We start from the raw sequence: 24,702 nt of genomic DNA, 5'->3' as shown, positions 1-24,702 counted from the left end.
CCATGAGTGCTACGTCCGGTTCTTCCATGCGCACCCCCCGCCGGCGGGTCGCGGGCCTCGGTTCGGCCAGGTCCGGCACCGGCCATTTCTGGCTGCAGCGGGTCACCGCGCTGGCCAATCTCGTCCTCCTCGTCATCACGCTGCCGATCATCATCTGCGTGGCGGGCGAGGGGCATGGCGTGCTCGTCGCGGCATTGCGCAACCCGCTCGCGGCGGTGCCGCTGCTGCTATTGCTGCTCTCGGTCTGCTTCCACATGCGCATCGGCATGCAGGTGGTGATCGAGGACTACGTCCATTCCGAGGGAACGAAGGTGCTGGCGCTGATCGCCAACACCTTCTTCACGACGGCGGTTGGCTTCGCCGGCGCCTTCGCCATCCTCAAGATCAGTTTCGGAGGCTGACAGACCATGGCCGGGACCCATTCCGCCAATGGCGCTTCCAACGGCGCTGCCGGCCCCTCGGTGAACGGGGCCGCCTATCCGATCACCGACCACACCTATGATGTCGTGGTGGTCGGCGCCGGCGGCGCGGGCCTGCGCGCCGTGGTCGGCTGCTCGGAAGCCGGGCTGCGCACCGCCTGCGTGACCAAGGTGTTTCCGACGCGCTCGCACACGGTGGCGGCGCAGGGCGGCATCGCCGCCTCGCTCGGCAACATGGGCACCGACGACTGGCGCTACCACATGTACGACACCGTGAAGGGGTCGGACTGGCTGGGCGACCAGGACGCCATCGAATATCTCGTGCGCCACGCGCCGGCCGCCGTCTACGAGCTGGAGCACTGGGGCGTGCCGTTCTCGCGCACCGAGCAGGGCACGATCTACCAGCGCCCGTTCGGCGGCATGACCATCGACTACGGCAAGAGCCCGGCGCAGCGCACCTGCGCCGCCGCCGACCGCACCGGCCACGCCATCCTGCACACGCTCTACGGCGCGGCGCTGAAGCACAATGCCGAGTTCTTCATCGAGTATTTCGCGCTCGACCTGATCATGGACGATGAGGGCCGCTGCCGTGGCATCGTCGCGCTGAAGATGGACGACGGCACGCTGCACCGTTTCCGCGCGCAGACCGTGATCCTCGCCACCGGCGGCTATGGCCGGGCCTATTTCTCCGCCACCTCGGCGCACACCTGCACGGGCGACGGCAACGCCATGGTGCTGCGCGCCGGCCTGCCCTTGCAGGACATGGAGTTCGTGCAGTTCCACCCGACCGGCATCTATGGCTCGGGCTGCCTGATCACCGAGGGTGCGCGCGGCGAGGGCGGCTACCTCACCAATTCCGAGGGTGAGCGCTTCATGGAGCGCTACGCCCCTTCGGCCAAGGACCTTGCCTCGCGCGACGTCGTCTCCCGCTCCATGACCATGGAGATCCGCGAGGGACGCGGCGTCGGCAAGAACAAGGACCACATCTACCTGCACCTCGACCATCTCGACCCGGCGATCCTCGCCGAGCGGCTGCCGGGCATTTCCGAGAGCGCCAAGATCTTCGCCGGGGTCGACGTGACCAAGGAGCCGATCCCGGTGCTGCCGACCGTGCATTACAACATGGGCGGCATCCCGACGAACTTCCACGGCGAGGTCGTCACCAAGAAGAACGGCAATCCCGACCATGTGGTGCCGGGCCTGATGGCGGTGGGCGAATGCGCCTGCGTGTCGATCCACGGCGCCAACCGCCTGGGCTCGAATTCGCTGACCGACCTCGTGGTGTTCGGCCGCGCGGCGGCGCTGCGCTGCGCCGACATCCTCACCCCCGGCGACAAGCAGCCCGAGCTGCCGGCCAATTCCGCCGAGCTCGCTCTGTCGCGGCTCGACCATTTCCGCAACGCCTCCGGCGGCACGCCCACCGCCGAGCTGCGGCTTTCCATGCAGAAGGTGATGCAGAACAACTGCGCCGTCTACCGCACCGGCCCGGTGCTGGAAGAGGGCCGCAAGCTGATCGCCGACGTGTTCGCCGGCACCGACGACATCGAGGTGACCGACCGCTCGCTGGTGTGGAACTCCGATCTCATCGAGACGCTGGAGTACGACAACCTGATCGGTCTCGCCACCGTGACGATGGAAGGCGCCGCCGCCCGCACCGAGAGCCGCGGCGCGCATGCCCGAGAGGACTTCCCCGAGCGCGACGACGCGCAGTGGATGAAGCACACGCTGGCCTTCATGGATTTCGACAAGGGCACGGTGACGCTCGACGACCGGCCGGTGCACACCTACACGCTGTCGAATGACATCCAGTACATCGAGCCGCGCAAGCGGGTCTATTGAGCCGGGGAACGATCAGTCGCCATGGTCCAGCTCACGCTTCCGAAGAACTCGCAGGTCAACGAAGGCAAGGTGTGGCCGGCGCCCGCCGGCGCCAACCGGCTGACCGAGTACCGCATCTATCGCTGGAACCCGGATGACGGGAAGAACCCGCAGGTCGACACCTATTATGTCGACCGCGACGATTGCGGGCCGATGGTGCTGGACGGCCTCATCTACATCAAGAACAAGGTCGACCCGACGCTGACCTTCCGCCGCTCCTGCCGCGAGGGCATCTGCGGCTCCTGCGCCATGAACATCGACGGCACCAACACGCTGGCCTGCCTCAAGAGCATGGACGACGTGGACGCCAAGGCGGTGAAGATCTACCCGCTGCCGCACATGCCGGTGGTGAAGGACCTCGTTCCCGACCTGACGCAGTTCTACGCCCAGCACGCCTCGGTGGAGCCCTGGCTGCACACCGAGACGCCGGCACCGGAGAAGGAATGGCGCCAGGCGCGCGGCGACCGCGAGAAGCTCGACGGGCTGTATGAGTGCATCCTGTGCGCCTGCTGCTCGACCTCGTGCCCGAGCTACTGGTGGAACGGCGACCGCTATCTCGGCCCGGCGGCACTTTTGCAGGCCTATCGCTGGCTGATCGACAGCCGCGACGAGGCGACCGGCGACCGGCTCGACGATCTGGAAGACCCGTTCCGGCTCTATCGCTGCCACACCATCATGAACTGCGCCAAGGCCTGCCCGAAGGGGCTGAACCCGGCCAAGGCGATCGCCGAGATCAAGAAGATGATGGTGGCGCGCCAGTTCTGACGCGCTACATCTGCGGGCGATGACCTCCGCCCGCCCCATCTTCCGCTTCGCGCCGAGCCCGAACGGGCTCCTGCATCTCGGCCATGCCCACTCGGCGCTGCTCAACGCCGCCATGGCGCGCGCCGTCGGCGGGCGCCTGCTGCTGCGCATCGAGGACATCGATCCCGCCCGCTGCCGCCCGGAATTCGAGACGGCGATCGAGGAAGACCTCGGCTGGCTCGGGCTCGCCTTCGAGAGCCCGGTGCGCCGGCAGTCCGAGCATATGGGCGACTATATCGCCGCGCTCGGCCGGCTCGACGCGATGGGCCTCGTCTATGCCAGCTTCGAGAGCCGCGCCGACATCCGCCGCGCGGTGGACGAGCGTCCCGACTGGCCGCTCGATCCCGACGGCGCGCCACTTTTCCCCTTTCCGCGCGCCTCCATGAGCGAGGCGGAGCGGGCGAGCCGGCGGACGGCGGGCCACCCCTACGCGCTGCGGCTCGACATGAACCGTGCCGTGGCGCTCGCCGGGCCGCTCGTCTGGCGCGAGGTGGAGACGATCGGAAGCGAGGAGATCCGTCTCGCCGCCGATCCGCTGGCCTGGGGCGATGTGGTCGTCGCCCGCAAGGACGTACCGACCAGCTATCATCTCGCCGTGGTGGTGGACGACGCGCTGCAGGGCGTGAGCCATGTGGTGCGCGGCGCCGACCTGAAGGAAGCGACCTCGGTGCACCGGCTGCTACAGGTGCTGCTCGGCCTGCCCGAGCCGCTCTACACCCACCATTCGTTGCTGCTCGACCCCGATGGGCGCAAGCTGTCGAAGTCGATCGGCTCGGAAAGCCTGCGCGCGCTGCGGGACAATGGCGCCACGCCGGAGGAGATCCGCCGCCGGGCGCTCGATGTTGTCGGTTAGCCGGCATCGTTTCGATGTGCGGCGTAACACCGGTGTCATTGGCGGCCTGTAGCCATGGCGACATCCTCATCCGCCCCGCACGACGGAGCCCGCCATGAAGAAGCGCCTCGCCACGCCCATCCTCGCTCTCGCCTTCGCCATCGGCACGTTCGCCGGGGCTGCCGCACAGGCGCCCGGTGGCCCCGCCGAGCTCGGCCCGCGCCCGTTCTACCTCGTCGACCAGATGAAGGACGGCCCGCTCAAGGACGAGCTCGCCAAGTGCAAGGGCCCGTTCACCACCAAGGCGTTCTCGATCTCGCATCGCGGCGCGCCGCTGCAATTCCCCGAGCACACCCGCGAGGGCTATCTCGCCGCCGCGCGCATGGGCGCGGGCGTGATCGAATGTGACATCGCCTTCACCAGGGACCGCCAGCTGGTGTGCCGCCACGCGCAATGCGACCTGCACACCACGACCGACATTCTTGCCCGGCCTGAACTCGCGGCCAAGTGCTCCAAGGGCTTCGAGCCCGCCGATCCCGCCACCGGCCGCAAGGCCAGCGCCAAATGCTGCACCAGCGACCTGACGCTGGCCGAATTCCGCTCGCTGAAGCCGAAGATGGATGCCGGCAACCCCAACGCCACCACGGTCGCCGACTACATGAATTCGACGCCGCGCTGGCGCACCGACCTCTATGTCGACCGCGCCACCCTGATGTCGCACAAGGATTATATCGCGCTGGTGAAGTCGCTCGGCCTCAAATTCACCCCGGAACTCAAGACGCCGGAAGTGAAGATGCCGTTCGAGGGGGACTACACCCAGCAGGCCTATGCCCAGCAGATGATCGACGAGTACAAGGCGGCCGGCGTCGACCCCAGGGATGTCTACGCCCAGTCCTTCCTGCTCGATGACGTGCTGTACTGGCTCAAGGCCGAGCCGGCCTTCGGCGCGCAGGCGGTCTATCTCGACGACCGCGACGAGACCACCAAGGGCTTTGACAACATGAAGCCGGAGACGTGGCAGCCGTCCATGCAGGAACTCGCCGCCAAGGGCGTGAAGATCCTCGCCCCGCCGCTGTGGATGCTGGTGACCGCGAAGGACGGCAGGATCGTCCCCTCGGTCTATGCCGAGGAGGCGAAAAAGGCCGGGCTCGGGCTGATCACCTGGTCGCTGGAGCGTTCCGGCCCGCTGAAGGACGGCGGCGGCTATTACTACCAGTCGATCAAGTCGGTGACGGACCGCGACGGCGACACGCTGGCCCTGCTCGACGTGCTGGCGCGCGATATCGGCGTGATCGGCGTGTTCTCGGACTGGCCGGCGACCACTACCTTCTACGCCAACTGCATGAAGCTGAACTGAGGAAGGAGGGACGCGCGCAGCGCTCCCTGACCGGCGTCATCCCGGCCGAAGCGCAGCGGAGAGCCGGGATCGCTCTCCAATTTCACGCGATCCCGGATCGGCCCTGCGGGCCGTCCGGGATGAGGCGCTTTCAGCTCACCCTGAGGATGAGGAACCAGGCCGTCACGGTGATGAGGCTCAGCGCGGTCGAGAGCGAGACCGCGCTGGCCGAGGCGGTGACGCCGACGCCATAGCGCTGCGCCAGCAGATAGGCATTGATGCCGCACGGCATCGCCGCGAAGGCGACGCACACCCCGGCCCATACCGGCGGCATGGGCAGGACGAAGGTCAGCGCGTAGACGATGGCGGGATGCACGAGGAGCTTGAGCACGGTGATGAGCAGCGCCGGGCCGACATCGCCGCGAATGGGATAGCGGTGCAGGGCGAGGCCCAGCGAGACCAGCGCGCAGGGCACTGCCGAGGCGGCCAGCATGTCCAGCGTCTGCTTGAGCACGCCGCCGGGCATGTAGCCGACGATCTTGGCGATGCCGCCGGCATAGATGCCGAGCAGGATGGGGTTGAAGGCCAGCCGGCGCCCGAGCTGGCGCAGCCCCTTCAGCGACAGGCCGACCGCCGCGCCCTCGGTCAGCACGGTCGCCACCACCATCATGATCGGCAGATGGACGGCGATGAGCAGGAACAGCGGCACCGCCCCTTCCGGCCCGAAGGCGGAAAGGATGAGCGGCACGCCGACGAACACCGTGTTGGACTGCCCGGCGGTGAAGCCGTGCACCACCGCCTCGGTGTGGCTGCGGCCGAAGAGCCGGCGCGCGGCCTGCATGGCGAGGCCGAACACCAGGAAGGCGCCGGTGAAATAGGCGATCCAGTAGCCCCAGGGCTGGCCGTCCTCCGGCAGCCCGGCCTCGGCCAGAGTCTTGAAGATCAGCACCGGCACGGCGAGGCCGAACACATATTCGGACAGCCCCTCCGCCGCCCGCTCGCGCAGATGGCCGGCGAGCGAGGCGACGTAGCCGAGGCCGATGAGACCGAAGACCGGCGCCACGATGAAGGCGATGGCGCCGAGCTGGGCAAGCATGGGCGTTCAGGCCGCGGCTTCGGCCGACGCGCTGGAGACCAGATGCGAGGTGCGCACGGGCACCATCACGTCGATCCGGGCCCAGAGGCGTTCGGCCAGCTCCACCGGCGCGGTAAAGCCGACCTCGACGCGCATGGCACCGAGGGCGGCCGGATCGAGTCGCGCGTCCTCCGCCGCGTCGAGCCGCACGCGGGTGGGCTGGACACCATGGATGGCGAAGGGTTCGAGCAGGCGGAGCATGAGATTGGGATGGGCATCGGCCTCGACGACGAGGCGATGGCGGAGAAGACCGGCAGTCATGGCGAAAATCCGATGACGAGAGATGAAGACAGGCGTGCGTCAGGAACCCCGGCCGACCGGATCGGCCGGGCGGCGAATTCGCCGTCCCGCGCGCAGGCGCGCATTCATGTTCGTCATCGACATCATGGCGGTGAAGCTAGGCGTCGGCGGCGGCCGCGTCAATGGCACTTACCTGTTTCGCACGCCGGTTGGTGGCGCGCTCAGGGCGCGGGCGCCGCGCGCTCCAGCAGCATGTAGCCGGCCGGGTTGTCCGGGCAGAGGCCGCCGGCGCATTCCAGCACGGTCGACACGCCATTGCCGAGCGCCAGCAGCGTGATCAGCGCGAAGGCAATGAGCGCGAGGCCGGAGAGGCGATGCCGCGCCGGGGCGGGTTCGAACTGCCGGTCGAACAGCAGCAGCAGGGCGCAGCCGCCGATGATGACGATGAACAGGAACAGCGCCCAGCTGTAGAAATGCAGCCCGAAGAACGGATCGCCATAGGTTCCGGTGCCCGGCACGATGTGCAGCAGCACCTGCCGCGCCGAGATCGCCCCGCCGGCAATGGCCGAGAGGATGGCGATGCCGTAATGGCTCGGCCGCGCGCCGAAGCGCAGGTTCAGCGCCAGCCCGACACCGACCCCGACGAAGCCGACGCGCTGCAGCAGGCAGAGCGGACAGGGCAGGTCGCCGCCGACCAGCTGGTCGTAGAAGGCGAAGCCGAGCACCACGCTGACGGCGATGAGGCCGAGCGCGTTGAGCTGGCGCGAGAGTTCGGCCAGCGGCGGGGCGGGGCGGTCCGTGTCCGTGGTCATGGCGCGGCGCTCACAGCACGATGTTGAGGGGATCGGTGGCGTGGGCGCGGAACAGCGCCAGCAGCACCGCCATCGAGACCAGCCATGCCAGCACGGCGGGCAGGCGCTCGCCGGCCGCGGCAAGGACCAGGGAGACGAAAAGGCCGAAAAACGGAAGGCTCATCATGGGCGGCACCCGCGCTGCAGACCGGCGACTGCCGGTGCGGTAGTACGATGTGTAGCGCCCATGCGCCGGGAAGTCATGACGCGCTGCGGTGGTCGCGCGTTCGTCGCGTCGTCAAGCTATCGATTGACGCTGGAAGCGGCCGGCGGCAGGCTTGCCCTGCCGGGCGGAACGCCGCCCCAGCCAATGACAAATCAAGCCAGCTTCGGGATGGAAACGATGAGATTGCTTTATGTGACTCTTGCGTTCGCGGCCGCGCTGCTCGTCGCCTCGTGCGGCGAGCCGACGCCGGGCCCCGCCGGCCCTCCCGGTCCACAGGGCGCGGCCGGAGCCGCAGGTCCCGCAGGACCGGCCGGCCCGGCGGGCGCCGTCGGCCCGGCCGGTCCTGCGGGTCCCAAGGGGGAGGCGGGTGTCGCGGGTCCTGCCGGACCTGCGGGTCCTGTAGGCCCTGCCGGCCCGGCGGGCGAGAAGGGGGAGGCCGGAAGCGCGGCGCAGGCGACCGGCACCGTGCGGGTCTATACCCGCCGCGAGTGCTTCTCGCCGGCGGGCTGCCACCTGACCTGCGAAGCCGACGAGGTGGTGGTCAACGCCTATCTTGCGCCGCATGAGGGCGAGACCACGATCCTCAGCGAGCGCGAGGTGCGTTTCGCGCCGAAGCCCGCGGATGTCTCGCGCGCGCCGCTGATGGTGCTGGTCTGCGCCAAGAGGTGAGGGTGGCCGTGCGCGAGAGCGTTTTCGATGAACCCGATTCACCGAAAACGCTCTAGCCTGTTGTCCTGACGCATTTTCTTCACGCGAACCGGACGCCACTTCGCTCGAAAATCCGCTAGAGGAAGCTCTGCGGGTCGATGTCGATCTCGACCCGCAGGCTGCCGGTGGCGCGCGGCGCCCTGGCCATCCAGCCGCGCACATAGGCGGAGAGGTCGAAGCCGCGCTCGGAGCGGGCGAGCAGGCGGAAGCGGTGGCGTCCCCGGATCAGCGCCAGCGGCGCCTCGGCCGGGCCGAGCACGCGCACCTCGTTGGACAGCGGCGAACAGGCCGCGAGCGCGCGGGCATGGGACTGCGCCGCGTGGGCGTCGGTGCCGGAGACGACAAGCGCCGCGAAGCGGGCGAAGGGCGGCAGATGCGCCTCCTCGCGCACGGCGATCTCGCGGTCGTAGAAGGCGTCGCGGTCGCCGGCGACCAGCGCCTGCATCACCGGATGCTCGGGCATGTAAGTCTGGAGAAAGGCCCGGCCCTCGACATTATGCCGCCCCGCGCGGCCGGCGACCTGGTGCAGCAGCTGGAAGGTGCGCTCGGCCGCGCGCGGGTCGCCATGGCCGAGCCCGACATCGGCGTCGATCACGCCGACCATGGCGAGGCCGGGGAAATTGTGTCCCTTGGCGACCAGCTGGGTGCCGACGATGACGTCGACCTCGCCGTCCTCGATCGCCTTCAGCTCGGCGCGCAGCCGCTCCACCCCGCCAGCGAGGTCGCTGGAAAGCACCTGCGTGCGCGCATTGGGCAGCAGGTTGGTGACCTCCTCGTGCAGCCGCTCCACGCCGGGGCCGCAGGGAATGAGCGCATTCGGCTCATGGCAGTTCGGGCATTCGTTCGGCACCGGCATGGCATAGCCGCACTGGTGGCATTCGAGCCGGCGGCGGAAGCGGTGCTCCACCAGCCAGCTTGAGCAGGACGGGCATTTGATGCGGTGGCCGCAGGCGCGGCAGAGCGTCAGCGGGGCATAGCCGCGCCGGTTGAGGAACAGGAGCGCCTGCCCGCCGGCCTCGATGGTGCGGGTCATCTCCTGCGCGAGGCGCGGGGCGATCCAGCGCCCGCGCGGCGGGCCTTCCTTGCGCAGGTCGATCGGCTCCAGCCGCGGCACGCGGGTGCCGGCGAAGCGCTCGGGCAAGGCGAGGCGGGTGTAGCGCCCGCGCCGGGCGTTCACCTCGGTCTCGATAGAGGGGGTGGCGGAGACGAGGGCGATGGGCGCCTGCTCCAGCCGGGCGCGCACCACCGCCATGTCGCGGGCGTGGTAGTGGACGCCGTCCTCCTGCTTGTAGGCGCTGTCGTGCTCCTCATCGACGATGATCAGGCCGAGATCGGCATAGGGCAGGAACAGCGCCGAGCGCGCCCCCACCACCACGCTGACCTCGCCCGAGGCGACGCCGCGAAACACCCGCCCGCGCCGCTTCGAGCCGACCGCCGAATGCCATTCCGCCGGCTTGACGCCGAAGCGGCGGGTGAAGCGGTCGAGAAACGCCTGGGTGAGGGCGATTTCCGGCATCAGGATCAGGCTCTGCCGTCCCTGCCGCATGGTCTCGGCCACGGCCTCGAAATAGGTCTCGGTCTTGCCCGAGCCGGTGACGCCATCGATGAGAAAGGGCGCGAAGGCGCGCGTCTTCACCGCCTCGACGAGGCGGGCGGCGGCCTCGGCCTGCGCGGGCAAGAGGTCCGGCGTCGCGTGGTCGGGATCGGGCGTCTCGGCGGCGGGCTCGGGCGGCAGGACGAGGGTCTCCAGCACGCCGTCGTCGATCAGCCCGTCGATGACGGAGGGCGAGACGCCGGCCTCGCGCGCCGCATCGGTCTTGGAGCGGACGAAGCCGTCCGCCAGCGCCTCGATGGTCTTTTCGCGCGCAGCGGTGCGGCGCTCCGGCCGCTTGCCGGTGAGGCGCACGCCGGTGCGCTCGCGGGCGATGCCGGCGCTCTCGTCGTGGCGCAAGGCGAGGCGCAGCACCATGCCCGGTGGGGTGACGGTGTATTCCGCGATCCAGCGGATGAAGGCGATCATCTCCGGCCGCAGCGGCGCGACGGCGTAGCGGCGCTGGATGGATTTCAGCTTGGCGGGATCGACGCTGGGCGCGCCCTCCGCACGCGGCCACACGCAGCCGAGCATGTTGCGGGTGCCGAGCGGGACGACGACGATGTCGCCGGGCGCGACCTGCATCCCCTCCGGCACGCGGTAGGAATAGGCCGAGCCCACCGCCACCGGCAGCAGCACGTCGACCACGCTCTCGCGCGGCGGAAACAGGGAGGTGGAATCGGCGGGGCTGATGATCGGCATGGGTCTTCATAGCGCATGGTGGTCGTTGTCGGCATATCGTCATCCCGGACGAGCGAAGCGAGAGCCGGGATCGCTCTCCATTCGTCGAACGATCCCGGATATTGCCTGTGGCAATTCCGGGATGACGGCGAGAGGGAACGGCGACGAAACCTAAAGGGATGGCGTGTTAATCTCGTCGCTGGTTCGCAGGAGACACCGATGGCAGCGAGCGATGCGCAGAAGGCGGCGCGGGCGGAACGCGGGCTGATCGCCGGGGCGACGCCGGATGTTGCCGAGGCGCTGACCCAATGGCTCGGCCGGCTCGGCCATGAGCGGCGCTTGTCGCCCAAGACGCGCGAGGCCTATGCGCGCGACGTTTCCACCTTTCTCGGCCTGCTGGCGCGCCATCTCGGCCGCCCGCCGGACCTCAAGGCGCTGGCCGACATGCACCCGCGCGACGTGCGCGCGGTGATCGCCGCGCGCCGCACCGAGGGCATCGAGCCGCGCACGCAGATGCGCTTCCTCGCCGCCGCGCGCTCCTTCGGCCGGCACATGGAGCGCGAGGGACTGGGCAAGGTCGGCGCGCTCACCGCCGTGCGGGCGCCGCGCATTCCCCGCACCTTGCCGCGCCCGCTCTCGCCCGCCGACGCGCGCGCCATGGCCGACCCGGCGACGCGGGCCGGCGAGGAACGCGAGCCCTGGGTGCTGATGCGCGACGCGGCGGTGATCGCGCTGCTCTACGGCTCGGGGCTGCGTATTTCCGAGGCGCTGGGGCTGATGCGCCGCGACATGCCCGAGCCCGGGCGTGGCGACCAGATCATCGTCCACGGCAAGGGCGGCAAGACCCGCATGGTGCCGCTGCTGCGCCCGGTGATCGACATGGTCGACGCCTATGCCCGTGCCTGCCCCTATGAGCTGGAGCCGGAAAAGGCACTGTTCCGCGGCGCCAAGGGTGGTCCGCTCTCGCCGCGCATCGTTCAGCTGGCGGTGGAGCGCATGCGCGGCAGCCTCGGCCTGCCCGACAGCGCGACACCGCACGCACTGCGCCATTCCTTCGCGACGCATCTGCTCGGGCGCGGCGGTGATCTGCGCTCGATCCAGGAACTGCTCGGTCATGCCTCGCTTTCCACCACGCAGATCTATGCGGCGGTGGATTCGACCGCGCTGATGGCGGCGTGGAAGGCGGCGCATCCGCGCGCGCGATAGGGAGAGAGTGTGATGCAGCGCATCCGGCCGGTCATCGAGCACATGTCGATCGGCGTCTCCCATTACGAACGCTCGCTCGCCTTCTATGACGCGGTGCTGGCGCCGCTCGGCTTCGTGCGCGTCTGCGCCTTCCCCGAGCCGGAGGGGGAATCGGCCTGCTGGGGTCCCGAGGGCGAACTGCCCTCGCCGGAAGGCACGCCGGGCGCGGCGCCGTTCTGGATCCAGCACCGGGCGAACAAGGTTGTGCCGCCGCCCGGCTTCCATTTGTGCTTCCTGGCGCCCTCGCGCGCGGCGGTGCAGGCGTTCCATGCGGCTGGCGTGCGGACCGGCGGGCGCGACGAGGGCGCGCCGGGGCTGCGCCCGCTTTATGGGGAGGGGTATTATGCCGCCTTCCTGTTCGACCCGGACGGCTGGAAGATCGAGGCCGTCACCTACACGGCTGCGTGAGACCGGCCGGAATGACGCCAATTGAGGCAGCCCGGTGCCGGCGCCGGTCTTTTCAGCAGGGCCGAGCTGGGCGACACTTTCCCTACCGGGAACCAACCGAGAGGAGAGTGTCTGATGAAGCGTTTCGCGACTGCCCTCTGTGCCCTTGCCTTCACCGCCGCCATCTCCGGCGCCGCGCTGGCCGACTGCATGTCCGGCCACGCGGCCTCGACGCAGACCTCGACCACGCCGGTGAAGGGCTCCTGAGCCAGCGTCTCCGCCTGACAGAGAAACGGCCCGGAAGCTGATTTCCGGGCCGTTTCGTGTTGTGCCGTGCTTCGAGGCTCGCTGTGCTCGCACCTCAGCATGACGTGAGGTGTTGCAAGGGGACGACGTCATCCTGAGGTGCCCGGCATCGCCGGGCCTCGAAGGATGGTTCGTGCCGCGCCCCGCCGCCTCACATGTGGATGGAGCGCTTCTCCACCGCCATCGCCGCTTCCTTCACCGCTTCCGAGCGGGTGGGGTGGGCGTGGCAGGTGCGGGCGAGGTCCTCGGAGGAGCCGCCGAACTCCATCAGCACGGCCGCCTCGTGGATCATCTCGCCGGCCTCGACGCCGATGATGTGGACGCCGAGCACGCGGTCGGTGGTCTCGTCCGCCAGCACCTTCACGAAGCCGTCGGTCTCGTCATTCGCCTTGGCGCGGCCATTGGCGAGGAAGGGGAACTTGCCGACCTTGTAGGCGATGCCGGCTTCCTTCAGCTCCTCCTCGGTCCTGCCGACGGAGGCGACTTCCGGCGAGGTGTAGACCACCGCCGGAATGACGTCGTAATTCACATGCCCGGCCTGACCGGCCAGCAGCTCGGCCAGCGCCACGCCCTCGTCCTCGGCCTTGTGGGCGAGCATCGGGCCGGCGATGGCGTCGCCGATGGCGAAGATGCCCGGCACGTTGGTGCGGTAGTAATGGTCGGTGACGACGCGGCCGCGCTTGTCCTTCTCGACGCCGAGCGCTTCCAGCCCCAGCCCTTCCGTGTAGGGCACGCGGCCGATGGCGACGAGCACCACGTCGGCCTCGATCGTCTCGGCGGCGCCGCCGGCGGCGGGCTCGACCGAGACCTTGAGGGTCTTGCCCTTGGTGTCGACGCCGGTGACCTTGGAGCCCAGCTTGAAGTCCATGCCCTGCTTCTGCAGGATGCGCTGGAACGACTTCGCCACGTCGAGGTCCATGCCGGGCAGGATGCGGTCGAGATATTCCACCACCGTCACCTGCGAGCCGAGGCGGCGCCACACGCTGCCGAGTTCGAGGCCGATGACGCCGGCGCCGACCACCACGAGCTTGCCCGGCACCTTCTCCAGCGCGATGCCGCCGGTGGAGGAGACGATGCGGGTCTCGTCGATCTCGATGCCGGGGAGCTTGGCCACATCCGAGCCGGTGGCGATGACGATGGCGGTGGTCTCCAGCGTCTGGCTGCCGCCGGCGGCGAGCGCGACCTCGACCTTGCCGGGCGCCGGAATGCTGGCGGTGCCGTGGAAGGTGTCGATCTTGTTCTTCTTCATCAGGAAGGCGACACCCTTGGTGTTGCCCTCGACCGCCTGGTCCTTGAAGCCGAGAAACGCCTTGTGGTCGAGCTTGGGAGCGCCGACCACAATGCCGAGCTTGGCGAAGTTGTGGGCGGCTTCCTCGAACAGATGCGAGGCGTGCAGCAGCGCCTTGGAGGGGATGCAGCCGATGTTGAGGCAGGTGCCGCCGAAGGTGGCGCGCTTCTCGACCACCGCGACCTTGAGCCCCAGCTGGGCGGCGCGGATGGCGCACACATAGCCGCCGGGGCCGGTGCCGATGACGACGAGATCGTAGGACATGGACGCAGCTTCCCTGGATTCGAAAGTGGTCAGCCCGCCTTCTGGACGGCGAGGCGAAGGCCGAGCAGCACGAAGGTCGCGCCGGTCACCCGGTTGAACCAGCGGCCGCCGGCCGCGAAGCGTGCCCGCACGGCGGGATTGGTGAAGAACAAGGTGACGCCGGCGAACCAGGCGATGAGCGCGCTCGCCATGCCGATGCCATAGAGGAAGACCACCGGCACCGGCGTCTCATGGCTCACCATCGCCGAGAACAGCGACAGGAAGAACAGCACCGGCTTGGGGTTCAGCGCATTGGTCAGGAAGCCCATGCCGAAGCAGGCCGGCAGGGAGAGGCGGCGCGCCTTGCCGGCATCGGCCGCCAGGGCGCGCTCGTCGAAATTCATCGGCTTCTCGAAGAAGGAGCGGATGCCGAGATAGACGAGATAGGCGACGCCCAGCCACTTGATCAGCGCGAACAGCGCCAGCGACTGGGAGACGATGAGCCCGATGCCGAGGATGGTGTAGGAGATGTGGAACAGCAGCGAGGCGCCGATGCCGAAGCTGGTGACCAGCGCGGCCTTGCGGCCATGCACCACGCTCTGGCGCACGACGAGGGCGAAATCCGCCCCCGGCGCGACGATCACCACCGCGAACACGGCCATCAGGGCCGCGAATTCGCTGAAATAGGTCATTCTCCCCTCCGCCGGAGCCTGGTCCGGATCACAGATCCAGCACGAGGCGGGTCGGATCCTCCAGCGCTTCCTTGACGCGCACGAGGAAGGTGACGGCGCCCTTGCCGTCGACGATGCGGTGGTCGTAGCTCAGCGCGAGATACATCATCGGGCGGACGACGATCTGGCCCTTCACCACGACCGGGCGCTCCTCGATGCGGTGCATGCCGAGAATGCCGGACTGCGGCGCGTTGAGGATCGGCGTCGACATCAGGGAGCCGTAGATGCCGCCATTGGTGATGGTGAAGGTGCCGCCCTGCATGTCCTCGATGCCGAGCTTGCCGTCGCGCGCCTTGCGGCCGAGGCCGGCGATGTTCTTCTCGATGCCGGCGATGGAGAGCTCGTCGGCATTGCGCACCACCGGCACGACGAGGCCCTTGTCGGTGCCGACGGCGATGCCGATGTGGTAGTAGTTCTTGTAGACGAGGTCCTGGCCGTCGATCTCGGCATTCACCTCGGGCACGTCCTTCAGGGCTTGGATCACCGCCTTGGTGAAGAAGCCCATGAAGCCCAGCTTGGTGCCGTGCTTCTTCTCGAACACGTCCTTGTACTGCGCGCGCAGGCTCATCACCGCCGACATGTCGACGTCGTTGAAGGTGGTGAGCATCGCCGCCGCGTTCTGCGCATCCTTCAGCCGCTTGGCGATGGTGAGGCGCAGCTTGGTCATCTTCACGCGCTCTTCGCGCGAGGCATCGTCCGGCGCCGAGGGCGCGCGCACGCTGACCGGGGCGGGGGCGGCCGGCGCCGGGGCGGACGCGCCCGTGGCGATGGCGGCGAGCACGTCGCCCTTGGTCACGCGGCCATCCTTGCCGGAGCCGGCGAGCAGGGCCGGGTTGATGCCGGCTTCCGCCGAGATCTTGGCGACCGCCGGGCCGTTCGACGCGGCCGCAGCCGGGGCCGCCGCAGGAGCGGGAGCCGCAGCCTTGGGCGCCTCGGCCTTCGGGGCCTCGGTCTTGGCGGGAGCGGCGGCGGCGGGCGCGGCCTGCGCGCCCGAACCGGCACCGATGGAGCCGAGCAGGGCGCCGACGCCGACCGTCTCGCCATCCTTGGCGATGATCTCCGAGAGCACGCCGGCCGCCGGGGCCGGAACCTCGATCGTGACCTTGTCGGTCTCCAGCTCGACGATGGGCTCATCGGCGGCGACCGCGTCGCCCGCCTTCTTGAACCACTTGCCGATGGTTGCCTCGGTGACCGATTCGCCCAGCGTCGGAACGCGGATCTCGGTGGCCATGCTCGTTTTTCCTCACCGTTTGCCGGCCCGACGGCCGGCACTCCCTCGGATGTAGTCGATGCTCAGCCCAGCGCGTCCTGAAGGAACGCCTTGAGCTGTGCCAGATGCTTGGACATCAGGCCCGTCGCCGTGGCGGCGGAGGCCGGACGCCCGGTATAGCGCGGACGGGTAGAGGCAGAGCCGACCTGCTCCAGCACCCATTCGAGATAAGGCTGCACGAAGGCCCAGCCGCCCTGGTTCTTCGGCTCCTCCTGGCACCACACCACCTCGGCCTGCTTGAAGCGGCCGATTTCCTGCACCAGCGTCTTCAGCGGGAACGGGAAAAGCTGCTCGAGGCGCAGGAGGTAGATGTCGTCGATGCCGCGGCGCTCGCGCTCCTCGTACAGGTCGTAATAGACCTTGCCCGAGCACAGCACGACGCGGCGGATCTCGTTGTCCGGCTTCAGCGCCACCGCTTCCGGCGGCAGCGTCGCCGCATTGGAGCGGTCGGCATCGTCCCACAGCACGCGGTGGAAGCTGGTGCCGGCGCCGAAGTCGGCGAGCTTGGAGACGGCGCGCTTGTGGCGCAGCAGGCTCTTCGGCGTCATCACGATCAGCGGCTTGCGGAAGTCGCGCTTCAGCTGGCGGCGCAGGGCGTGGAAATAGTTTGCCGGCGTCGTCAGGTTGGCGACCTGCATGTTGTCCTCGGCGCACATCTGCAGATAGCGCTCGAGGCGGGCCGAGGAGTGCTCGGGACCCTGGCCCTCATAGCCATGCGGCAGCAGGCAGACGAGGCCGGACATGCGCAGCCACTTGCGCTCGCCCGACGACAGGAACTGGTCGAACACCACCTGCGCGCCATTGGCGAAGTCGCCGAACTGGGCCTCCCACAACGTGAGGGCGTTCGGCTCGGACAGCGAGTAGCCATATTCGAAGCCGAGCACGGCCTCTTCCGAGAGCATCGAATTGATGACCTCGTAATGGGCCTGGCCCTCGCGCACATGGTTGAACGGGGTGTAGCGGTCCTCGTTCTCCTGGTCGATCAGCACCGAATGGCGCTGCGAGAAGGTGCCGCGCTCGCAATCCTGGCCGGACAGGCGGACGGGGTGGCCGTCGAGTTGCAGCGTGGTGAAGGCCAGCGCCTCCGCCGTCGACCAGTCGATGCCGGCGCCGTCGTCGATGATCGCCTTGCGGCGGGCGTCGAGGAAACGCTGGATGGTGCGGTGGAGGTGGAAACCCTCCGGCACGCTGGTGATACGCGCGCCGATCTCGCGCAGCGTGTCGAGTTCGACGCCGGTATTGCCGCGACGCGGATCGTCGGCGTCGGCGGCGGCCTTGAGGCCGGCCCAGCGGCCGTCGAGCCAGTCGGCCTTGTTCGGCTTGTAGGCCTGGCCGGCATCGTATTCGCCGTCGAGCTTGGCACGCCATTCGGCGCGCATCTTGTCGATCTCGCCGGCCTCGACCACGCCCTCGGCTTCGAGCTTGCGGCCGTAGATCTCCAGCGTCGTCGGGTGCTGCTTGATGAGCTTGTACATCAAGGGCTGGGTGAAGGCCGGCTCGTCACCTTCGTTATGGCCGAAGCGGCGGTAGCAGAACATGTCCACCACCACCGGCTTCTTGAAGCGCTGGCGGAACTCGATCGCGATCTTGGCGGCGAAGGTCACCGCTTCCGGGTCATCGCCGTTCACGTGGAAGATCGGCGCCTCGATGGTCTTGGCGACGTCCGACGGGTACGGCGAGGAGCGCGAATTGCCGGGATAGGTGGTGAAGCCGATCTGGTTGTTGATGATGAAGTGGATCGAGCCGCCGGTCTGGTGGCCCTTGAGGCCGGACAGGCCGAGGCACTCGGCCACCACGCCCTGGCCGGCGAAGGCGGCGTCGCCGTGCAGCAGCAGCGGCAGCACCTGGGTGCGCTCGGCGTCGTGCAGCAGGTCCTGCTTGGCGCGCGACTTGCCCAGCACCACCGGGTCGACGATTTCGAGATGCGAGGGGTTGGCGGTCAGCGACAGATGCACCTGGTTGCCGTCGAACTCGCGGTCGGACGAGGCACCCAGATGGTACTTCACGTCGCCCGAGCCCTCGACCTCGTCGGGCGCCCAGGAGCCGCCCTTGAACTCGTGGAACAGCGCGCGGTGCGGCTTGCCCATGACCTGCGTCAGCACGTTCAGGCGGCCGCGATGGGCCATGCCGAACACGATCTCCTTCACGCCGAGATTGCCGCCGCGCTTGATGATCTGCTCGAGCGCCGGGATCAGGCTTTCGCCGCCGTCGAGGCCGAAGCGCTTGGTGCCGGTGTAGCGCACGTCGAGGAACTTCTCGAAGCCCTCGGCCTCCACCAGCTTGTTGAGGATGGCGCGCTTGCCCTCGCGGGTGAAGGTGATCTCCTTGTCCGGCCCCTCGATGCGCTCCTGGATCCACGCCTTCTCCTCGGGCGAGGAGATGTGCATGAACTCGACGCCCAGCGTGTTGCAATAGGTGCGCTGGAGAATGGCGACCATCTGCCGGACGGTGGCGAACTCCATGCCGAGCACGTAGTCGATGAAGATAGGCCGGTCGAGATCGGCCTCGCGGAAGCCGTACGAGGCGGGATCGAGCTCGGGCGCGAGGCGCTCCGGCTCCAGGCCCAGCGGATCGAGCTTGGCGTGGAAATGGCCGCGCATGCGGAAGGCGCGGATCATCATCAGCGCCTTGACCGAATCGCGGGTGGCCTGCTGCACGTCGGCGGAGCTCAGCTCGACGCCAGTCGCCTTGGCCTTCTCCGCGACCTTGGCCTCGACCTTCTTGCCGACGGCCTTCTCGATCTCGATCCAGTTGCCGTCCAGCGCCGAGACCAGCTCGCCATTGGCGTGGATCGGCCAGCCCGGCTGCTTCCAGGAGGCGCCCCGCGCGCTCTTCTCCACGTCGGCGGGCGTGTCCTTCAGCCCGGCGAAGAAGGCCTGCCATTCGGCATCGACCGAGGAGGGGTCCGCCTCGTAGCGGGCATAGAGATCCTCGATCCAGGCCGCATTGGCGCCGTAGAGGAAGGAGGTGTTGAGGAAAGCTTCGTTCAAGTCCGCGCGCGACATCGTCGGCTCCTGAAGGACCATGGGGTCCGGTGGAGGCAATTTCCTGCCGGAGTTCCGGCCTTGCCGGGCTTCGGTCGGTCTCCGGGCGCCCCGGGTCCTCGGGGCATAAGCTCGGGTGGGAGCTTATATAGGTCTCTTATCCGCTTCATGAATACCGTATGAATGCGGCACTGGGGTGCATTTCTGCACGGCTTCACTGCGGTGTGTACGCGCCGTGCGAAGCCCCCGGATGGCAGGCTTTCGGCACGAGCCTGGCGGGAGGGCGTCCCGCCGGAATGTGGCGGGCGGGCCAGGGGCCCGCCGCGCCGTGTCGTAGGACCGGAACCTCGATCAGCTCGCGAGGTTCGGGGCGATCTTCTGGCACTCGGCCACCAGTTCCTTCACCGAGGCGATGGACTTGTCGAGCATGGCCTGCTCGGCGCCGTCGAGTTCGATCTCGACGACCTTCTCCACGCCGCCGGCACCGATGATCACCGGCACGCCGAGATAGATGTCGTTCAGGCCGTACTGACCGGAGAGGAAGGCCGCGGCCGGCAGCAGGCGCTTCTTGTCGCGCAGATAGGACGTCGCCATCTCGATCGCCGAGGCGGCGGGCGCGTAGAAGGCCGAGCCGGTCTTCAGCAGGTTGACGATCTCGCCGCCGCCCTTGCGGGTGCGCTCGACGATGGCGTCGAGCTTGGCCTGGGTGGTCCAGCCCATCTTGACGAGGTCCGGCAGCGGGATGCCGGCGACGCCGGAATAGCGCACCAGCGGCACCATGTCGTCGCCATGGCCGCCGAGCACGAAGGCGGTGACGTCCTCGACCGAGACGTTGAACTCGTCGGACAGGAAGTAGCGGAAGCGGGCCGAGTCGAGCACGCCGGCCATGCCGACGACCTTGTGGGTCGGCAGGCCGGAGGCCTTCTGCAGCGCCCACACCATGGCGTCGAGCGGGTTGGTGATGCAGATCACGAAGGCGTCGGGGGCGAACTTGGCGATGCCCGCGCCGACCTGCTGCATGACCTTCAGGTTGATGTCGAGCAGGTCCGAGCGGCTCATGCCCGGCTTGCGCGGAACGCCGGCGGTGACGATGACGACATCGGCGCCCTCGATCCCCTCATAGCCGTTGGTGCCGACCAGCTTGGCGTCGAAGCCGAGAACGGGAGAAGCTTCCGCAATGTCGAGGCCCTTGCCCTGCGGGATACCTTCAGCCACGTCGAACAGGATGACGTCGCCGAGTTCCTTGAGGCCTGCCAGAAGGGCGAGAGTACCGCCGATCTGACCGGCCCCGATCAGTGCAATCTTTGCTCGAGCCATGAGATTTCCTGACTTTCCGAGGAGGGGTGCGGCGCTCCGCCGCGCGGGCATCCGATAGCCCTTATCGCCGCCCGGTTCAAGCCGACTTGCCCGCCCTACCGTCAAGTGCAGATACGACTTTGCGCGTATTCGTTTTGGTATACGAAATACAGAATGCCTATCTCCGGCGCTGTACCAAGTCTTCCATCAGTTCGATCTGGATCGACTGTATCTCGGCGAGGCGCTCCCATTGCCGGGTCAGCATGTGGTCGATCTTCTCGTGCAAATGGCGGATCTCCAGCTCGGCCTTGAGGTTCACCCGGTAGTCGTTTTCCGACCGGAAGCGGTCTTTCGCCTCCTGCCGCTTCTGGCTCATCATGATGACGGGCGCCTGCAGCGCGGCGATGCAGGACAGCACCAGATTGAGCAATATGAAGGGGTAGGGGTCGAATGCACCCATCAGCCCGGCGACGTTCAGCGTCATCCAGAAGCCGATGAACACCAGGAAGGAGATGATGAAGGTCCAGCTGCCACCGAAGGAGGCGATGACGTCGGCCGCGCGCTCGCCGAAGGTGCGCGCCCGGTCGATCTCGGTCTCGACATTCTGGGTCAGGATGTCGTTGTCGGCCAGGCTCTGGATCACGTCATGGTCGAGCTGGCTGAGGTCGCCGCGCTCCGCCTGCAGCGTGGCGGCGATGTAGGCGGCGCGTTCCTCGGCCAGTGCCTTGCGCGAGATGTATGCGTCTGGCGCAATGCCGGGATGCAATGCGCGGATATGATCGGCCAGTGTCGGCCGGATCAGATCGAGCCGGATGCCGTCTCGTGCCGAGACGATGCGGCCGGTGAGGGCGCAGGCATGCTCCGGCTCGGTGCTCTTGTGGTGATGATTGCGGGTGTTCATGGCGGCACGCAGCGTTGATCGGGAAACGGCACCCCAAATTCGTGCGCCCGCTGCCGCCGATCAAGAGCGCAGGTCAGGTTTCGACGAGGCCGGTCGTGTCTCCGGAGGCTTGCGAGTCGCCGCGGCCGTGCGGACGGGCAATGTAGTCGCTGGAGCGCATCTCGTGCAGGCGCGAGACGGTGCGCGCCCACTCGAAGGCTTCCGCGCCTTCCGTGCCGAGATAAAGCTCCTCGGGCTCCGCCGCCGCCGAGGCGACGAGCTTCACGCCCTTCTCGTAGAGTTCGTCGATCAGGGTGATGAAGCGCTTGGCCTCGTTGCGCCGGTCCTGGTCGAGCTGGGGGATGTGGTCGATCACCAGCGTATGGTAGGCGCGGGCGAGGCGCAGATAGTCCGAGGCGCCGAGCGGCTGGCCGCACAGATCCTCGAAGCTGAAGCGCGCCGCGCCGCCGCCCGCGTGCGGCACTGGGATGACCCGGCCGCTGGAGTTGAGCTTGGCGGGCGCGCCGCCATCGGCGCCGGCGATGCGGTGCCAGACCTTCTCGACCTCGCGGTCCACCTCGGCCGGCGTGTGGTCCGGGCCGGGCACGTACCAGATGCGCACGCCGCCGAGCTTTTCCATGCGGTAGTCGGTCGGCGATTCGATGCGCACCACGTCCATGTGCTGCTGGATCATGGCGATGAAGGGCAGGAACAGCGCGCGGTTGAGGCCGCCCTTGTAGAGGTCCTCGGGCGCCACGTTCGAGGTGGCGACGATGACCACGCCGAGATCGAACAGCTTTTCGAACAGCCGGCCGAGGATCATCGCGTCGGCGATGTCGGTGACGTGGAATTCGTCGAAGCACAGCAGCCATGCTTCCTCATAGAGCGCCGCGGCGACGATGCCGATCGGGTCGGTGTCCTTGATCCGGCCGGCCTTGATGTCCGCGCGCACCTGGAAGATGCGGGCGTGCACATCGGCCATGAATTCGTGGAAATGGGCGCGGCGCTTGCGCTTGCGCACCGCCACGCTCTCATAGAACAGGTCGACCAGCATGGTCTTGCCGCGTCCGACCGCGCCATGGATGTAGAGCCCGCGCACGCGGGGAATGGCGTCCTCGCGGCGGGCGAACAGCCAGCCGAGCGCCGAGGTCTTGCGGGCCAGCCGCCTTGTGGCGATGCGCTGCTCCAGCTCGGCGAGGGCGAAGACGACCTTGGCCTGGCCTGGATCCGGCGAGATGTCACCGGCCGCCATGCGGGCGACATAGCGCGCCGCGAGCACCGAGCCGCCGGCTTCCGCGGCTAACTTGTCGGCCATGTTGGACCACCCACTTCGCATCACTGCGGATTTGTGCAGCGCACGCATTAGCGGCACCGCCTCGCCGGAGCAAGCGGGGAGGCGGCATGTCCGACGAAGGTGTCACATGCCCCTGCCTGCCGGGAAAGGGTGCCGGGAGATGGCTCGCGGAGGTGGAAGCGACGCCATGCGGGAACCGCAGGCCGGGCGGCGCGTTGCTCCAGCCGTGCCTTGACGCCGACATGATCATCTTCGCACTCTTCCTCGTCCATTGCGGAAGAAGGGCAGGGCATGCGGGGCGGGGGCGTGTGGCGCGCGGGCGGAGGTGTCGCCCGTCTGGTGTTCGCGGTTGCGCTGTCGATCGGCACGCCGGCGCTTGTCTCCGAGGCAACGTCCGCAGAAATCCGCAACGCGGCCAGCGGCGCTGCTCTGCCTTCCGCCGCCATCCTGATCGACGGCGATGACCGCCTTACTCCCGAGCAATATGCGCAGGCGAACGGGCTGTCGCCGGCGCAGGTGACGCGCCGCATCAGTGCCACCGGGCTCGTTCGCTGCGGCGGCGCGGTCGGCACCGGCCAGCTGGTCGGGGCGAACGATGTTCTCGTCACCGCCGCTCACATGCTGTTCGCTCCCGGCGGCGCGCCGCGCGGCGATGGCGGCGACTGCACCTTCGAGATCGATGCCGGCGGTGTGCGCCAGAGCGTGCCGATCCTGGTCGAGCGCGCGGTCAGCGGGTCGCGCGAGCCCTATGCCGCGCCGGCCGTGCGCGACTGGGCGGTAGCACCGCTCGCCGACCCGGTGCGCGAAGTGCGTCCCTATGCGCTGGGACCGGCGATGAAGGTGCCCGGACCGGTGGTGCTGGTTGCCGCGGCCCGTACCGGCGGGGTGGAAAGCCGCTCGCTGGAACGCTGCTCGGCGCGGCAGGTGACGGCGCAGGCTCCCGGCGGCCTGCGCGAGGTGGCGCTCGACTGCGACGCCGAGGGCGGCACCTCCGGCTCGGCGCTGCTGAGCGAGAAGGGGGACTTCCTCGGCGTCTATGTCGGCTTCCGCTCGGCGCATCCGGGCACGCCCGGCCCGTTCTCGACGAGCCACTATAATTTCGCGCTGACGGTGGAGGGCCCGCTGCGGCGGGCCATTGCGAGCCTGACGAGCCGCAGCCAGCCGCTCACCGCGAGCCGCTGACGGCCGGCGCCGGCCCTCTGCGCCAGAGGCGCCCGTGCTTCCACGCATTGCGCCAACGGGGAATGAGGCGCACAAAAGGCGCTGGCTCTGATGCGCTGCATGCGAGCCATGCAGGTGTGTGAGTTGTGTTTTTGTGCGGCGCGCATATTTCTGCTGCGCCGCAATATATCAGCGGCGCGAGACGAGAACGATGCCCGCGATGGAACATAGCAATCCCCTTTCCAGCCGTACGCCTGTGCGTGCGGAGGAGGTGCTTGACGCTTCCGCCGCCCAGCGCCCCGCCCGGCTTGCCGAAGGCGAGATTCGCAAGCTGCTTCCCGCCGAACGTCAATCGCTGGTGGATCATCTGCTGCGGCTCGATCCGCTGAGCCGTTTCATGCGCTTCGGCGGCGTGGTCTCCGATGCGGCCATCGCCCGCCATGCCACGCGGCTGATGACCGGCGATGCCATGGCGCTCGGCTATTTCGTCGATGGCGAGCTACACGCCGCTGCCGAGCTGCACCCGCTGCCCAGGCGCCCCGGCAAGCCGTCCTCGGCCGAGGCGGCGTTCAGCGTCGAGCGCGCCTGGCAGGGCAAGGGCATCGGCTCGGCGCTGATGCGCTATCTCGTGCTGCTGGCGCAGAATCGCGGCATCGAGGAGTTGCAGGTGGTGTTCCTTCCGAACAACGCCCCGATGAAGCATCTTGCGGTGCATCACGCGGCCAATTTCTCGGTGGACGACGAGGAAGTCATCGGCACGCTGAAGGCGCCGCACGCCACCATATTCTCGCGGCTGCGCGAATTGATGGGTGACGTGTTCGCGGTCTGCTCGTCCGCCTTCGATCTCCAGGAACGCACGCTGCCGCCTTCCATGCGCGGCAACTGAGCGCGCGGCGCCTGCCGTGTAGGCCATTCCCGCTCGCTTTGCCTTGACTTGGCCCATATCCGACCCGAGAGAGGGGCACTCAGGCTCCAA

23 protein-coding genes are annotated in these 24,702 nt (G+C 68.4%); 11 read left to right on the top strand and 12 right to left on the bottom strand.

Annotated features, from left to right (window positions below):
• Nucleotides 1-2 precede the first annotated feature (2 nt).
• The 5 genes from sdhD to ACO2RV_RS16045 all read left to right on the top strand — a co-directional run bounded on the left by sdhD (nt 3) and on the right by ACO2RV_RS16045 (nt 5,290).
• Nucleotides 3-401 carry a succinate dehydrogenase, hydrophobic membrane anchor protein gene (sdhD, locus tag ACO2RV_RS16065; protein WP_423294771.1) on the top strand — a complete coding sequence of 133 codons (399 nt, stop codon included), beginning with the start codon at nt 3-5 and terminating at the stop codon, nt 399-401.
• Nucleotides 402-407: 6 nt separating this feature from the next.
• Entirely contained in the window at nt 408-2,258 is a 1,851-nt protein-coding gene (gene sdhA, locus ACO2RV_RS16060) for a succinate dehydrogenase flavoprotein subunit (RefSeq protein WP_423294769.1), read from the top strand.
• Between the two features lie 21 nt (nt 2,259-2,279).
• Nucleotides 2,280-3,062 (top strand): succinate dehydrogenase iron-sulfur subunit, encoded by a 783-nt coding sequence (locus ACO2RV_RS16055; protein WP_423294767.1) that lies wholly within the window; start codon nt 2,280-2,282, stop codon nt 3,060-3,062.
• Nucleotides 3,063-3,081: 19 nt separating this feature from the next.
• Nucleotides 3,082-3,954: a tRNA glutamyl-Q(34) synthetase GluQRS gene (gene gluQRS / locus ACO2RV_RS16050; protein WP_423294765.1), complete on the top strand. Its 873-nt coding sequence runs from the start codon at nt 3,082-3,084 to the stop codon at nt 3,952-3,954.
• Between the two features lie 94 nt (nt 3,955-4,048).
• On the top strand, nt 4,049-5,290 hold the full coding sequence (locus tag ACO2RV_RS16045) for a glycerophosphodiester phosphodiesterase family protein (RefSeq protein ID WP_423294763.1): 1,242 nt from the start codon (nt 4,049-4,051) through the stop codon (nt 5,288-5,290).
• Nucleotides 5,291-5,420: 130 nt separating this feature from the next.
• Here ACO2RV_RS16045 and ACO2RV_RS16040 read toward each other — a convergent pair whose 3' ends face one another.
• The 4 genes from ACO2RV_RS16040 to ACO2RV_RS16025 form a co-directional block, all read right to left on the bottom strand.
• Nucleotides 5,421-6,365: an AEC family transporter gene (locus tag ACO2RV_RS16040; RefSeq protein ID WP_423294761.1), complete on the bottom strand. Its 945-nt coding sequence runs from the start codon at nt 6,363-6,365 to the stop codon at nt 5,421-5,423.
• A gap of 6 nt (nt 6,366-6,371) precedes the next feature.
• On the bottom strand, nt 6,372-6,665 hold the full coding sequence (locus tag ACO2RV_RS16035; RefSeq protein WP_423294759.1) for a hypothetical protein: 294 nt from the start codon (nt 6,663-6,665) through the stop codon (nt 6,372-6,374).
• Nucleotides 6,666-6,865: 200 nt separating this feature from the next.
• Nucleotides 6,866-7,456, bottom strand: coding sequence for a disulfide bond formation protein B (locus tag ACO2RV_RS16030; RefSeq protein WP_423294757.1), 591 nt, complete (start codon nt 7,454-7,456; stop codon nt 6,866-6,868).
• A 10-nt stretch (nt 7,457-7,466) separates the two neighbouring features.
• The gene (locus ACO2RV_RS16025) at nt 7,467-7,619 is read right to left on the bottom strand and encodes a DUF5993 family protein (RefSeq protein ID WP_423294755.1); all 153 of its coding nucleotides are present in this window, start codon (nt 7,617-7,619) and stop codon (nt 7,467-7,469) included.
• A 219-nt stretch (nt 7,620-7,838) separates the two neighbouring features.
• Between ACO2RV_RS16025 and ACO2RV_RS16020 the strand changes: the two genes are divergently transcribed.
• Complete coding sequence (locus ACO2RV_RS16020) at nt 7,839-8,330, top strand: hypothetical protein (RefSeq protein ID WP_423294753.1); 492 nt, start codon at nt 7,839-7,841, stop codon at nt 8,328-8,330.
• A gap of 115 nt (nt 8,331-8,445) precedes the next feature.
• Here the strand turns inward: ACO2RV_RS16020 and ACO2RV_RS16015 are convergent, their stop codons facing one another.
• A complete protein-coding gene (locus tag ACO2RV_RS16015; protein ID WP_423294751.1) occupies nt 8,446-10,662 on the bottom strand; it encodes a primosomal protein N' in 2,217 nt (738 codons plus the stop codon).
• Between the two features lie 198 nt (nt 10,663-10,860).
• Here ACO2RV_RS16015 and ACO2RV_RS16010 point away from each other — a divergent pair, with 198 nt between their 5' ends.
• The 3 genes from ACO2RV_RS16010 (at nt 10,861) to ACO2RV_RS16000 (ending at nt 12,540) form a co-directional block, all read left to right on the top strand.
• Nucleotides 10,861-11,847, top strand: a complete 987-nt coding sequence (locus ACO2RV_RS16010; RefSeq protein WP_423294749.1) for a tyrosine recombinase XerC — start codon at nt 10,861-10,863, stop codon at nt 11,845-11,847.
• A 12-nt stretch (nt 11,848-11,859) separates the two neighbouring features.
• Nucleotides 11,860-12,294 carry a VOC family protein gene (locus ACO2RV_RS16005; RefSeq protein ID WP_423294747.1) on the top strand — a complete coding sequence of 145 codons (435 nt, stop codon included), beginning with the start codon at nt 11,860-11,862 and terminating at the stop codon, nt 12,292-12,294.
• A 114-nt stretch (nt 12,295-12,408) separates the two neighbouring features.
• Nucleotides 12,409-12,540, top strand: a complete 132-nt coding sequence (locus tag ACO2RV_RS16000) for a hypothetical protein (protein ID WP_423294745.1) — start codon at nt 12,409-12,411, stop codon at nt 12,538-12,540.
• Between the two features lie 190 nt (nt 12,541-12,730).
• Here the strand turns inward: ACO2RV_RS16000 and lpdA are convergent, their stop codons facing one another.
• The 7 genes from lpdA to zapE all read right to left on the bottom strand — a co-directional run bounded on the left by lpdA (nt 12,731) and on the right by zapE (nt 22,586).
• Nucleotides 12,731-14,131 carry a dihydrolipoyl dehydrogenase gene (gene lpdA, locus ACO2RV_RS15995; RefSeq protein ID WP_423294743.1) on the bottom strand — a complete coding sequence of 467 codons (1,401 nt, stop codon included), beginning with the start codon at nt 14,129-14,131 and terminating at the stop codon, nt 12,731-12,733.
• A 29-nt stretch (nt 14,132-14,160) separates the two neighbouring features.
• On the bottom strand, nt 14,161-14,802 hold the full coding sequence (locus tag ACO2RV_RS15990; protein WP_423294741.1) for a LysE family transporter: 642 nt from the start codon (nt 14,800-14,802) through the stop codon (nt 14,161-14,163).
• Between the two features lie 28 nt (nt 14,803-14,830).
• Nucleotides 14,831-16,072, bottom strand: a complete 1,242-nt coding sequence (gene odhB, locus ACO2RV_RS15985) for a 2-oxoglutarate dehydrogenase complex dihydrolipoyllysine-residue succinyltransferase (RefSeq protein ID WP_423294739.1) — start codon at nt 16,070-16,072, stop codon at nt 14,831-14,833.
• 62 nt (nt 16,073-16,134) lie between these two features.
• Nucleotides 16,135-19,116, bottom strand: coding sequence for a 2-oxoglutarate dehydrogenase E1 component (locus tag ACO2RV_RS15980; RefSeq protein ID WP_423294737.1), 2,982 nt, complete (start codon nt 19,114-19,116; stop codon nt 16,135-16,137).
• A gap of 330 nt (nt 19,117-19,446) precedes the next feature.
• A complete protein-coding gene (mdh, locus tag ACO2RV_RS15975; RefSeq protein WP_423294735.1) occupies nt 19,447-20,412 on the bottom strand; it encodes a malate dehydrogenase in 966 nt (321 codons plus the stop codon).
• A gap of 157 nt (nt 20,413-20,569) precedes the next feature.
• Entirely contained in the window at nt 20,570-21,292 is a 723-nt protein-coding gene (locus ACO2RV_RS15970) for a DUF1003 domain-containing protein (protein WP_423294733.1), read from the bottom strand.
• A gap of 73 nt (nt 21,293-21,365) precedes the next feature.
• The gene (zapE, locus tag ACO2RV_RS15965; protein ID WP_423294731.1) at nt 21,366-22,586 is read right to left on the bottom strand and encodes a cell division protein ZapE; all 1,221 of its coding nucleotides are present in this window, start codon (nt 22,584-22,586) and stop codon (nt 21,366-21,368) included.
• 270 nt (nt 22,587-22,856) lie between these two features.
• Here zapE and ACO2RV_RS15960 point away from each other — a divergent pair, with 270 nt between their 5' ends.
• Nucleotides 22,857-23,747 (top strand): S1 family peptidase, encoded by an 891-nt coding sequence (locus ACO2RV_RS15960; protein ID WP_423294729.1) that lies wholly within the window; start codon nt 22,857-22,859, stop codon nt 23,745-23,747.
• A 250-nt stretch (nt 23,748-23,997) separates the two neighbouring features.
• On the top strand, nt 23,998-24,612 hold the full coding sequence (locus ACO2RV_RS15955) for a GNAT family N-acetyltransferase (protein ID WP_423294727.1): 615 nt from the start codon (nt 23,998-24,000) through the stop codon (nt 24,610-24,612).
• Nucleotides 24,613-24,702: the final 90 nt, after the last annotated feature.

The organism is Ancylobacter sp. VNQ12 (genome assembly GCF_049445835.1).
Classification (GTDB): domain Bacteria; phylum Pseudomonadota; class Alphaproteobacteria; order Rhizobiales; family Xanthobacteraceae; genus Ancylobacter.
The sequence above is the reverse complement of the archived record's forward strand: the minus strand, read 5'-3'. Positions and strand labels throughout refer to the sequence as shown.